Annotated in this window: 10 protein-coding genes; all 10 read right to left on the bottom strand. The window is 35.1% G+C overall.

Annotated features, from left to right (window positions below; translation table 11 throughout):
- Complete coding sequence (locus EQG68_RS03305; protein WP_164975379.1) at window positions 1–705, bottom strand: class I SAM-dependent methyltransferase; 705 nt, start codon at window positions 703–705, stop codon at window positions 1–3.
- Complete coding sequence (locus EQG68_RS03300; RefSeq protein WP_129463362.1) at window positions 702–1,322, bottom strand: methyltransferase family protein; 621 nt, start codon at window positions 1,320–1,322, stop codon at window positions 702–704. The genes EQG68_RS03305 and EQG68_RS03300 overlap by 4 nt, the downstream gene beginning before the upstream one ends.
- Window positions 1,319–2,281 (bottom strand): glycosyltransferase family 4 protein, encoded by a 963-nt coding sequence (locus EQG68_RS03295; RefSeq protein WP_129463361.1) that lies wholly within the window; start codon window positions 2,279–2,281, stop codon window positions 1,319–1,321. The genes EQG68_RS03300 and EQG68_RS03295 overlap by 4 nt, the downstream gene beginning before the upstream one ends.
- Window positions 2,278–2,946, bottom strand: a complete 669-nt coding sequence (locus EQG68_RS03290) for a CDP-alcohol phosphatidyltransferase family protein (RefSeq protein WP_129463360.1) — start codon at window positions 2,944–2,946, stop codon at window positions 2,278–2,280. The genes EQG68_RS03295 and EQG68_RS03290 overlap by 4 nt, the downstream gene beginning before the upstream one ends.
- 1 nt (window position 2,947) lies before the next feature.
- A complete protein-coding gene (ribA, locus tag EQG68_RS03285; RefSeq protein WP_129463359.1) occupies window positions 2,948–3,535 on the bottom strand; it encodes a GTP cyclohydrolase II in 588 nt (195 codons plus the stop codon).
- A gap of 162 nt (window positions 3,536–3,697) precedes the next feature.
- Window positions 3,698–4,078 carry a hypothetical protein gene (locus EQG68_RS03280; RefSeq protein ID WP_129463358.1) on the bottom strand — a complete coding sequence of 127 codons (381 nt, stop codon included), beginning with the start codon at window positions 4,076–4,078 and terminating at the stop codon, window positions 3,698–3,700.
- 191 nt (window positions 4,079–4,269) lie between these two features.
- Entirely contained in the window at window positions 4,270–4,617 is a 348-nt protein-coding gene (locus tag EQG68_RS03275; RefSeq protein ID WP_129463357.1) for a hypothetical protein, read from the bottom strand.
- Window positions 4,618–4,715: 98 nt separating this feature from the next.
- A complete protein-coding gene (polA, locus tag EQG68_RS03270; protein ID WP_129463356.1) occupies window positions 4,716–7,589 on the bottom strand; it encodes a DNA polymerase I in 2,874 nt (957 codons plus the stop codon).
- Between the two features lie 112 nt (window positions 7,590–7,701).
- The gene (locus EQG68_RS03265) at window positions 7,702–13,140 is read right to left on the bottom strand and encodes a tail fiber domain-containing protein (RefSeq protein ID WP_129463355.1); all 5,439 of its coding nucleotides are present in this window, start codon (window positions 13,138–13,140) and stop codon (window positions 7,702–7,704) included.
- Window positions 13,141–13,153: 13 nt separating this feature from the next.
- Complete coding sequence (locus tag EQG68_RS03260; protein WP_129463354.1) at window positions 13,154–13,471, bottom strand: hypothetical protein; 318 nt, start codon at window positions 13,469–13,471, stop codon at window positions 13,154–13,156.
- Window positions 13,472–13,492 lie beyond the last annotated feature (21 nt).

Here is a 13,492-nt window from a genome sequence, read left to right as displayed (position 1 = left end):
TTAGGATTTCTTTTTCAAAATAAATATAAACTCATTTGCAAATTGAAGAGGAACCAAACTTTTGCTTACTTTTTTATAGTTTTTAAATAGGCCAAAACTGATGATTTTTTTAATTTTCATCAGTGGCCATTGATCCGCAACACAGGTTTCAATTATAAAATGGTGTTGGTCAAAAAGCGATTTCCATTCCTGATAGGTTTTGGCGTCTTGATGTCCTTTTTTATTAATGGTAAAAAGCATTTTTTTCGTAAAAATCCATCGCCAGGAATTGGCATTTCGAACCATCAAACAAATTTTAGCATCAGGTTTTGTGACCCGATCTATTTCTTGCAAAACACTCTTTTTATCAATCATGCGTTCTAAAGAGCCGAGACAGGTTACATAATCAAAGGTGCTGTTTTCAAATGGTAATTGTTCTGCATTTCCAACTACAATGTTGTCATTGGGTAACTTTAGTTTTGCTTTTTCAACTGCTACTTCGGATAGGTCGATGCCATAGTTGTTTGTTTTATAAAGCTGGCTCACTTCTAGCATTCTACCTAAGCCACACGCCACATCTAAAAAGTTTTTAGCGGGTTGGAGTTGAAGTAATTCTGCAAAAATAAGGTAGGCTTCCTTCGGGCGAAGATAACTTTCTCCTCGTTTCGAGTAGGTTGTGTTAAACCATTTCTCGATGGTTTTTTGTTCTAGTTCAGTTGCGTTCAAAATAATAAAAAGCGTTTGGTTTTTAAACAATAGTCGGTGTATTCTTGTTTGAATAATTCTTTTAAAAATTCTTCTTCAATTCGCACACGAAACAACATGTAAATAAAATAACCTATTAAACCAATCCAGCTTATATAGGTTGGGAAAATGAGTCCAAAGCCAATAAAAAATAAAAACATGCCATCTAACCCAGGATTTCTGGAATACTTAAAAATTCCTTTGGTATGCAATTTAAACGAATCGTTTTTCTGTTTGTTTTCTTTTCTGATATAAAGCATCGAACCGAAAGTAATTCCTCTTCCTAAAAGCACGAACAAAACACCCAAAAGTTGCAATCCGTAAGCAGGTTTAAAAATTTGAAAAGAATCAGCCATTGGATAAAAATAGAAAAAAGAAAATAGAAAATAGCTATTTACCAATATTGTTGGAATTAATAATACCATTATTTTTTTTATAAAGGGCCATCGATAAATGGTTTGAATCAGTGCACTTTCCACCTTAGGATAATTTTTATTTTTGACAAAAAAATTGCTGGTATTGGCCACACTTGGAACGTGAAAAAATACTAATTCAATCACTAACGTTACATAGCCAAAAAGGAAAGCAAATAATATCATTTAAGGTTGAATTGAGCTAATAGTGGTTTAAAATTTTTATCCCAAGTGGCAACTTTTATAGTAGAAACCGCTAGAATTAACGAATAGTATTTGTCTTTCTCTGTGCAAATTTCGCTTATTTTAGTAGCAATCAGGCTTGGGTCAAAGGTGTCCAAAACCCCCGTTGGTTTTAATTTTTGGTTGTCTTTATAATCGCCTACCGGTGTAATGAGTACCGGAAGATGAGTGGCTATTGCTTCTAAAATACCCATACCAAAACTTTCATAATCTGAAAAATGAAAACATAAATCATACTTTAAAAGTAATGCATTAATATCTTGATGGGAAATTTTTCCTTGATAATTGATGTTTTTTGGCTTAATGGCCATGAATTTTTGAAAATAATCATCCGATAATATTTCACCATAACAATCGATTTCTAAGGAATTTGGTTTTGCAATTGAAAGAGCATCAAGTAGGCGAAAATGACCTTTCCCTTCTATAAAATTAGCGAGATAAATTACTTTTTTAGGTAAATCAGGAAATGTTTTTTTATGTTTCCAATGCCAATTTACTCCCGGCGGAATGAGGATTCCGGTATCGGGGATTTTCAAGGTATCAAGAAGGTGTTTCTTGGAATTTTCTCCTGTAAATAGAAGTTTGAAATATTTACCGATTTCTCGCTCAATTTGTTCAAAGAGTTGTTTTTTCTCGGTAGTGGATTGAAGGATTGAAGGCCAAAGATGGATTAAAAACGTAATGGAATAGTTAGCCAATTTAGATAAATCAATATTTTCTGAAATGAATATACCATCCAAAATATAATGACAATTTATGTCAAAAGGATAAGTGTTTACTTCTTCAATAATTTCAATCTTAGTTTCAGTATACTTATTTAAAAATTCATATAAATGAGCATTATAAATGGTTCCGCCACTAATTTTATAATTAATATCGGTTGTGAGTATACAAATCTTCATTTTCTAAAAGTAAAAAATTCATAAAAAGAAATCGAAAATGAAAAAATTATAAAGGCAGTTCCGGCGGTAATCAGGTAAATTCCGATTGTGTTTGGAACTAAAAAAAACAATGGGAATGACACAAAATAAAATCCGGCAATGAAACGAGCATATTTCTTTTTCTGTTCAACAAATGTTGATTGGCTAAAGATAAAGGTGATAATTTTATAAAGATAACGCAGTAATCCGCCAAAAATAATCCAACTTAATTCTGGGTGCAAAACCCCAATAAGTAGTGAAAAAAGCAAACAGTAATACGCATCTACTTCCATATCTAATTTTCCCCCAAAATCGGTTACTTGATTTAATTTTCGGGCGAAGAAACCATCCAGACCATCCAAACTAATGACTATCAGAGAAAGTAGAGCTAGTTCTTTTGTTTCTGTCAAAAATGGGATTGTAAAGAGTAGTACTAAACGAGTTAATGTTATGACATTGGGAATTCCACCCCATTTTTTAAAAGTTGTGAACGATTTCCAATTTTGAAAAATATAAATACTGAACAAAAAGGCTCCCAATAAGAGAGTAAGCAAGAGTTGATCGTAGAATAAATCAACAAAAGCTCCACCAACCAAGCAAATGGAATGAAGAAACAAAAAATCGATGTTTTTCCCCTTTATGAACATTTTATAGTTCTAAAATATGGTTGAAAAACATTTTTTTTGTTTCCAAGTAGTTTTGATTATGAACAGAAGCTTTTATCTCAATAGGAATTCTGCCGATTAATTGGATACTTGATTGTTCAAAAGCAGCCAATTTTTCGGGATTATTGGTAAGTAGCAAGATAGATTTTAGTTGTAAATCTTCTAAAATTTGGATGGCTTCTTCAAAATTACGTCCATCTGCGGGTAAGCCTAATGCTAAATTTGCTTCAACCGTATTTTTACCGTTTTTTTGGAGATTGTAGGCTTTCATTTTATTGATTAAACCAATATTTCTTCCTTCTTGACGCAAGTAAAGTAAGATGCCACCGTTTTCTTGAAAATAAGCAAGCGATTGATGCAGTTGTTTTCCGCATTCGCACTTAGTAGAATGAAAAATATCTCCGGTTAAACACTCAGAATGTAATCGAATAGGAACGGGTTTTTCAAAATCTGTATTTTCATGAATTAAGGCCAAATGGGGCATCCAATCTTCTTCATTTTCCGAATAAGCAATCATTCTAAAATTTCCCCATTCCGTCGGAAGTATAGTTTCAACTTGATTTTTTAACATATAGATTCTAATAGCAATGAACAAATTTAAGTAAACTATTCTAATAAACTTAGGCCGGCACTCTTTTTCACGCATACAAGTGTTAAATAGTGCGAATAGCTAATTTATTATTTTGTTTTAGCAATAGTTTGTCTAATTCAACTAAAAAATGAATGGTAGTTTTTAATCTAAAGCTGCACAAACTCCATCTACACAACCGATTTCTGTGGGAGGTAAAACAACTGCACAATCAGAAGTTGCCCCGGTGTTTATATTAAATTGGTGTTCCATTTCGTTGTAAAGTTCCACTTCGTTTTCCAGAAATGTCAAATCAACAGCATTTGAAAACACTAAATATTCCCAAGGGCCACCGCAAGGTTTTGAGCCAAAAGCGATACTATTGCAACCGATGGATTCATCACAAGGAAAAGAAGCAATATATTCTTTGATTTCATTTTTCTTTTCATTTAGCATCTCAACTGTAATGGAAGTGGCAATATCTTCGTCGCATTGAAAACTTTGAAAAAGTAAAACGATTAGAAAAAGTTTGGTTAGGAGTTTCATAAGTTACTTTTTTTAAAAGAGATGCTGTTTCCTAAAAAAGGTTGCGTGTAACGACTTAATTAATGAGCTTTCAACTTTTTTTCTCTCAATATACAATTCCATAATCAATGGATTCTATAGCAATGGGATTCTAGGTGAAGGGTGTAGATTTAATTTGAATGGAATTTGGAAAAATTGTTTTTTCATTTTTATCATGTTTTCATTTTCCAAAACAAAGCATTTAAAAAGATAACCACATAAACAACTATTCCGATAATTGCAATAGTATCAACTATGCGAATATATCTTACATTATCAAAAAATAAGCAACAAAAAGCAATTAAGATAAAATGTATAATTGAAAGAATGTAATTAGTTTTCGCTTTGATGATGGCTAGAAACAAATATCCAATGAAAAAAGCAAAAACAATATATTTAACGTAATACATCGTAAATCCTGAAAAATCATAAGCCCAACCAACTGTTTTGTTGAAACCATAATTCTCAATCTCAGAAAACCGTATCAATAAAGTTAAGCATAACAGTATGATAAGATACATTTTTGATTCAAAAAGATGTTTTAGTCTCATGCTGAATTTTTTATTGAAATACTATGTTCACGGTTTAACTGAATACTGAAAACTGTGACTGCCAACTTCTAATGAGCCTCCAACCAATCTTTCCCCATTCCTAAATCCACCACTAACGGCACATCAAGTTTAAAAGCATTCTCCATTTCATGTTTTATCATGGGTTGAATCTTTTCTAATTCACTGTTGTGCACATCAAACACCAATTCGTCATGAACTTGCAACAACATTTTGGATTGCCATTTTTCATTTACTAATCGTTTGTGAATGTTTATCATCGCAATTTTAATAATATCAGCGGCACTTCCTTGGATTGGAGCATTCACCGCATTTCGCTCTGCGGCACCTCGTACCACGGCATTGGCAGAATTGATGTCTTTTAAATAACGGCGTCTCCCGGAAACGGTTTGTACAAATCCGTGTTCTCGGGCAAAATCTATTTGTTCCTGAATATAGGATTTCAAGCGAGGATAGGTTTTGTAATACGCGTCAATCAAAGCAGCACTTTCACTTCGGGTTAAATCGGTTTGGTTACTTAAACCAAAAGCTGAAACGCCATAAATGATGCCAAAATTGACTGTTTTAGCATTGCTTCGCTGTTCTTTGGTGACTTCTTCCAACGGAACGTTGAATACTTTTGAAGCGGTAGAACGGTGAATATCTTCGTGGTTTTGAAACGCTTTTATCATATTTTCTTCGCCACTTAAAGCAGCAATAATACGCAATTCAATTTGAGAATAATCGGCAGCCAGTAACGTGTAATTTTCATCTCGGGCAATAAACGCTTTTCGGATTTGACGTCCTCGTTCGGTACGAATCGGAATGTTTTGTAAATTAGGATTGTTGGAACTCAATCGTCCGGTGGCGGCAACGGTTTGCATGTAATCGGTGTGTACACGTTGGGTTTTAGTATCTACTTGTTCCGGAAGTGCATCTACATACGTATTTTGCAACTTGACCAATTGACGCCAATCTAAAATATCTTTCACAATTTGATGCTCATGAGCAAGATAACTCAACACCTCTTCTCCGGTGGCATATTGTCCGGTTTTGGTTTTCTTTTGTTTGGCACCACCAATTTTTAATTTTTCAAATAAAATATCGCCCAATTGTTTTGGGGAAGCCAAATTAAACGTTGAACCGGCTGTTTCATAGATTTTTTGTTCTAAAGCTGCACTTTCTTTGGCAATTTCAACCGACATTGATTTCAGGAAATCCACATCTAATCGAATGCCTTCGGTTTCCATATCGGCCAAGACCTGTACAAGCGGAATTTCGATTTCGTCAAACAATTTTTTGGTACCGGCTTTGTCTAAAATCGGACTGAATGTTTCTTTCAATTGAAAGGTAACATCGGCATCTTCAACAGCGTATTCTTTGATGTTTTCCAACGGAACATCCCGCATAGAGAGTTGGTTTTTTCCTTTTTTGCCAATTAACGTTTCGATAGATTTTGGTGAATATTTTAAATAGGTTTCTGATAAAACATCCATGTTGTGACGCATATCCGGATTAATCAAATAATGAGCAATCATGGTGTCAAACAATTTGCCTTTGATGGAAATGTTGTAGTTTTTCAGAATTTTTATGTCGTATTTGATGTTTTGACCCACTTTTTCAATTGACTCATTTTCAAAAAACGGACGGAATTTTTCCATTAAATTTTGATCATCCTCTTGGTTTTCCGGAAACGGAACATAAAATCCTTTTCCTTTTTCATATGAAAAGGCAATGCCAACCAATTCTGAATGTAAGGTATTGATGCCGGTGGTTTCCGTATCAAAACAAACCGAAGATTGATTCATCAAATTTTGCATCAATAATTTAACCGGTAAATCGCCTTGTACAATTTGATAAAAATGCTCGGTATTTTCTAAAGTGGCGTAAAAAGATTGCGAAGTCGGTTCAGAGGAGTCATCATCCACAAAACCAAACAAGTCAAATTGGTCTTCGTTTGATTTTTTTGCGACCGCTTTCTTTATGCTTTGAATTTTGTTATTGTTATTGTCATTGTCATTGCCATTTCCATTATCACTAATTTCATCATATTCTTTTCCGGTTCCAAACCATTTGTCAAATTGAGCTTTCATTTGACGGAATTCCAACTCCTGAAATAAGGCATCTGTTTTTTCTACATCGGGTTTGGACAATTCATAATCGGTAGCATCAAATGTCACCGGACAATCGAGTAGGATGGTGGCTAATTTTTTCGAGAGCAATCCTTTTTCTTTATTGGCTTCAATTTTTTCTTTGATTGCCCCTTTTAGTTCATGCGTATTGGCCAATAAATTTTCGATAGAACCGTATTCGGCCAGGAATTTTTTTGCTGTTTTTTCTCCAACACCGGGAAGTCCTGGAATATTATCAACGGCATCGCCCATCATCGCTAAAAAGTCAATTACTTGTAACGGATGGTCAATTTCAAACTTTTGTTTGACTTCTTCAACACCCCAAATTTCAATGTCATTTCCCATTCGTGCCGGACGATACATAAAAATATTTTCAGAAACCAATTGGCCAAAATCTTTATCCGGAGTAACCATAAAAACTTGAAAACCTTCTTTTTCGGCTTGTTTGGCTAAGGTTCCAATTAAATCATCGGCTTCGTAACCCGTTTTTTCAATAATCGGAATATGCATTGCTTTCAATAATTCCTGAATATACGGAACTGCAATTTTGATTGCTTCCGGAGTTTCATCGCGATTGGCTTTGTATTCCTGAAACATTTCCAAGCGGTAATCGCTTCCGCCTTTGTCAAACGCAACCGCCAAATGATCGGGTTTTTCGCGTTTAATCACATCCATGAGCGAATTCATAAATCCCATGATGGCGGAGGTATCCATTCCTTTGGAATTGATTCGCGGATTTTTGATAAAAGCATAATACCCACGAAAAATTAAAGCGTAAGCATCAAGAAGGAAAAGACGTTTTTGCGTTGACATAATTCTAAAAATATTGAAGATTTCAAAGATACATTTTTGATTTCTAAAAAAGAAAAATGCCGAAACCAATTTCAGATTTCGACATTTTCCAACCACTAAAAAAAATCCAACTTTATTTTATGTTCATTTGTTCTAATTTGGCTTCCAGAGCATTTATTTTTTCTAAGGCTGATTTTAATGCAGCATTTTCTTTTTCTAATTTTTCAATTTTTTCATTTAAGGCTTTGATGGCTTGAAAAACAATGGGGTCATAATCACCATATGCTGTTTGTAAATAGCCAAGATTATCTTCGGTTACTTTATCCGGGAAAACTTCCGCAATTTCTTGAGCAATAAAACCCATTTGGAGATTTTGTGGTCGAACGGTGCCGGTTTTATCATCATTCCAATAATAAGTTACTCCTCTTAATTTTAGAATTTTATCTAACGCTTCGTCTGGAGAAATGGTTGAAATATCTTTTTTTAAACGACTATCTGAATTTGCTAAGAAACCACCGGCAACTGTTTTTGAAGCTGTTCCTTCCACTTCTAACGCATTTGTTGCTGGGTTTCTCATGATTCCTACTCTTCCTTCACCATTAACCATCACTACATTTCCTGTTACATTATTAAAAATATTAAAAGTACTGTTGGAGTTAGTGTCGTCTGCCCTTCCGTATAATATCCAATTATTGTTTGTTTCTACACTGTTATTGAATCTTATTCGTGCCCCGTCGTTTGCTTGTGCTTCGGTTAATTCTATTTGAGCGTAAGTTCCTGAGCTGTTTTTGTTAATGTTTAATGCCGCATTAGGATTATCTGTAACACCAATGCTTAATCGATCTGAAATATAATTTCTACCTACAAAATAGCCAGCCCAACCATTAGCTTCACTTACATTGTTAAATGTTCCGTAATGTGTCCCTCCTGCAGCAGCTGAAATTAAGTTATAAGTACCATATTTAGTTCCTGTCCCTGTAGCGGCATTGGTAAAGGAGTTTCTAGAGCCATAATAAACACCATTGTTTGAATTGGAAAACTCTGAGAAAACACCCATCATTCCGCTTGTTCCCGGTGTTCCATCTGAGAAGGAATTGTATACCCCGGCAGTTTCATTGGCTATTGATGGAGAGTTAAATTCATTATAAGTTCCATATAAATTTGCAGCTGAAGTTCCTCTCATACCATTGTAAACCCCATATTGATTTCCGGTTCCAGCATTGTCCAAATTATTAAATGTTCCGAAAATGAAAGAGGATGTGTTACTATTGATGAAATTTCTAGTTCCATATTGATTTCCTATTGCACTACTGTTAATGTTGTTAAAAATACCATATTTTTGTCCGGTTCCGGCACCGCCAACATCGGTATATATAGCATGACTTCTTCCTGTTCCTGTTCCAGTTTTTCGAATATATAAACCAGAGGTTTCGGCTGTTGTATTATCGGTTTTATCAATATAAACGCTTTGCGTCGTTGTGGCAACATTTTCAACTATATGCAAGGGGTAAGCAGGGTTGGAAGTGCCTATTCCGATGTCTCCTGTATCTTCTACAAAAAGTACATCTGTGCCATTGTCTTGGATAGCAAAATCACCCGTGCTGTTTAAATTAATTTCAAAACTATTTACACCTTGACTGATTACTGTAGGTTGAATAAGAGTTCCACCTAATTGAAGATTATTCCCTATTTCTGTTAATCCATTGTTGGCGGTGGTGCTTTCCCCTATACTAGGAGTTGTCCAGCTTAGATTACCAAATCCATCGGTTTGCATAATTTGACCATTAGTACCTCTTGTTGAAGGAAACACATAATTATTTCCAGTTGTAGTTCCAATAGAGACATTTCCTAAGAAGTAGCCAGCAAAACTATTTGATTTTAATGCTTCACTGTAAACCCCATAATGGGTACCTCCAGCTGTAGTTTCTATAATATTGTATGAACCATATTTAGAGCCAAATCCAGCACCTCTAATATCGTTATAAGTCCCATATTTAGTTCCGTTTGACCCACCCCATAAATCATTTCTAACCCCTATTTCAGAATCATAATTAGATAATGAAATAAACCAATTTCTCTGTGCAATCATCCCAGCCCCTGAACCTACTAGGGAATTATATATGTTTATCTTATTTCTTGTTCCAATAGATTCATCACGTAAATGGAGACCTGTAACTACACCTCCAACTGAGTATGAACCAGAGTTTAAAACAGAAATACCAGCTCCTCCTTGGTCGTTTTCGATATACAATCCTCCATAATCTCCAGTCCCTGTATCAATTTTTAATCTGTATAAATTAAATCCATCGGTATTATCATTAATACCAATTGCAGTTCTTCCTAAATGATACATATTATCATTAATATTATCTGGAGTTGTATTGGTAGGGTACTCTAACCAATCCACATCACTTCCTGATACATCTTGAAAACTTAGGTTTCCTGATCCATCAGTCATTATTACTTGTCCAGCTGTTCCGTCAGTTCCGGGCATTAAATAACGATTTGTTGTTCCTTGTCCCAGTGATGTTCGCCCTTGAAAGTATGCTGCATAACCATTGGTTACATCTTCAACATTGGTTCTAATTCCATATTCAATACCAGCTCCTGTACCGGTGATATCTGCAAGGAAACCATAGCGAGTAGCTGTCCCACCTGTCATACTAACTACATTCCCATAATTTGTTCCCGTTCCCCCTGTTATTTGCGTTCTCGTTCCATAAAGAGTGCCTATACCTCCTGTTATGATGTTGTTTAATCCGGTAGCATTTCCGTTCACCGTGCTAAAATTATTTTCAAAACCAACTCTTGAACCAAAACTTGTAATATTGAAATTGTTTTGAATTCCATAGGATTGTGTTGTATTATTATTATTGTTGAAATTATTAATCATACCTGTTAAAAATGAAGCCCCAGTAGTAAAAAACCCATTTTGAATTAAAGTTTGACCCCCAGTACCACCTCCTGTATAAGAATTATTGTACATAATTGAGTTGTTACTTCCTGTTAAAGATACATTATTGTTTACAGAGCTATAAGTTAATGAGCCAGCATTGGAAATGGTTTTTGTTACAGTAAGTCCTCCAGAGCTATTAGTAGGTGAAGAAATTGATAGAACTCCATTATTTATATCAACATCACCTTCAGTATAAATATCATCACTTATAGCATTTGGTGCATTTGTAGTTCCTTGTTCATACCAATCAACATCATTCCCAGCTAAACTAGATAAACTTACTGATTGAGATGTACCGTTTTCAATACCAACCGTTAACAAATTAGTTGTAGAATTAAAGGATAGGTTTTGGATATTCTGGTCATCCGTTCCAGTTCCATCTTGAAGCGGAGCTAAATCGATGGAAGTTCCTATTCCGTTTTCAATATTTAGGTTTAAGGTTGTTCCAACTAATGTTGGAGTTGTTAGGTTTTGATCATCAGTTCCCAAAAGTGATGCTAAGTTTACTGTTTGTAATGGTTGTCCGTCATTTTCTAATGAAAGGCGTAAAGTGGTCCCGCTTAAGCTGAAGTTATCAATGGTTTGATCGTCGGTTCCTGTACCGTCTTGAAGCGGAGCTAAGTCGATAGAAGTTCCTGTTCCGTTTTCAATACCTAAATTCAAAGTTGTACCAACTAAATTTGGAGTTGTAAGATTTTGGTCATCAGTATTAATAGATGCTAAATTCACCGTTTGTAATGGTTGTCCATCGTTTTCTAAAGAAAGTCGCAAAGTAGTTCCGCTCAAGCTGAAGTTATCAATGGTTTGATCATCCGTACCAGTTCCATCTTGAAGCGGAGCCAAATCAATGGAAGTGCCGGTTCCATTTTCAATGTTGAGGTTTAGAGTAGTACCTATTAATGTTGGAGTTATTAAATTTTGGTCGTCTGTATTCAAGCTTGATAAATTTACTGAGTTTCCGCCTGAAATGGATAAGTTATTTCCAGCCAAAGTAAGTGTTTGATTATCGGTACCTATTCCATCTTGAAGCGGAGCTAAATCAATGGAAGTTCCGGTTCCATTTTCAATGTTGAGGTTTAGAGTAGTTCCTACTAAAGTTGGTGTAACTAAATTTTGATCGTCTGTATTCAAGCTTGATAAATTTATTGAGTTTCCGCCTGAAATGGATAAGTTATTTCCAGCCAAAGTAAGTGTTTGATTATCAGCACCTATTCCATCTTGAAGCGGAGCTAAATCAATGGAAGTTCCGGTTCCATTTTCAATGTTGAGGTTTAGAGTAGTTCCTACTAAAGTTGGTGTAACTAAATTTTGGTCGTCTGTATTCAAGCTTGATAAATTTACTGAATTTCCGCTTGAAATGGATAAGTTATTTCCAGCTAAAGTTAACGTTTGATTATCGGTTCCAGTTCCGTCTTGAAGCGGAGCTAAATCGATAGAAGTTCCTGTGCCGTTTTCTATGTTTAGGTTTAAAGTTGTTCCTACTAATGTTGGGGTTATTAAATTTTGGTCGTCTGTCCCGGTTGAGGGCGTTGCCCAAGAAACAATACCTGCACCATTGGTTTGCATGACTTGACCATTAGTTCCATCGGTAGTCGGCATGGTATAAGCATCGTTGATGTTCATTCTTCCGTCTTTAAAAATAGTTAAAGCGTTACTAAGATTAGTACTATTTATTCCGTTCCCAATTACAAACAAACGGTCGAAATCATTAAAGGTTGTGGTAGAGTTTGCGGTATAATCTGTATTATTTAACCCAAAAACTGTTTCTCCGTAAGATTTGGATATGACATTAAATCCCTTTGCAAAACTATGAACTCCATAAGAATCAGTACTTTCACCAATTGCCCAAGAGAAATTATCATAGGAATTTGCAGAATCTCCAAAAACTACACTATATTCTGAACTATTTGTATAAGAATTTCTTCCAAAAGCAAACGAGTGATCACCAGTTGCGGCACTATTGTTTCCGGCTACAAATGAAAAATCACCGGTTGCTTCACTATCATATCCAAGTGAAACTGAAGCAAAACCGGAGGCCTGACTTCTTCTGTTGACAGCAAAAGAATAATCACCAATTAATGCATCATTCCAACGTGTACCCTCTGCAAAACCTGCACGAAAAGCTGCTTTTCTGGGATTGAAAAACATTCGAGCTCCATTTCCGGTAATTTCTGTATCGATTGTATTTCCTGTTCCGAAAGTTCCGGTTACCAAAAAACCGTCATCTCCATTGATACGTACTGCACCATCGGTTGCGTTGATGTTTTTTCCAACTCCTGCTCCACCTTGGTCATACGATTGATCCAATGTGTTTCCGGTAATTGTTTGCGTAATGGGCATCCATTGCGTTCCATTAAAAAAATAAAAACCGACACCGTTCCCACCAACGGTTGCAGCATTTGTATTCCAAATTAATAACCCTGTTGCGGCGGTGTTGGTTCCATCCAACATAGTAGTTGTGACATTAGTTAAACTAACTCGTGGTACCAATACTCCTTTGTTAGTTGACGATATATCCAACATAGAGGATGGGTCAGGTGTTGTGGTGTTTACCCCAACCTGCGAAAAAGCAAATTGAGTGAAAAGCACAATTAAAATTAGTGTAATTTTTTTCATAGTGGTTGATGTATTATTTAATTTCAAATAAGATGATGGCTATAATTCCAAAACCAAGAGCTACATATTCTTTTTTTGAAAGTATTTCATTGAAAAAACAAGAATTTGCAACGGTTAACAAAAAGATGTTTATGATTAAGAATAGGACAGAAGCGACCACCATATTTTTTAAAGTAAAACTGTAAGCCAAGAAACTCAGACCTACAACATAAAAACACATTCCGGATATAAAATAGGAAGCAGAGCTATTGACAACCCAACTTTTCATAAGTAAATCTCCAAAAGTATCAAACAGAGCTCCTATAAAAATATAAAGTAGAGCATTATTCATAATCCTTAATTTTTGATATTA

It is taken from the genome of Flavobacterium piscinae, from assembly GCF_004122145.1.
In the GTDB taxonomy this organism is placed as follows: Bacteria; Bacteroidota; Bacteroidia; order Flavobacteriales; family Flavobacteriaceae; genus Flavobacterium; species Flavobacterium piscinae.
This window is presented reverse-complemented; position numbering and strand designations above follow the sequence as displayed.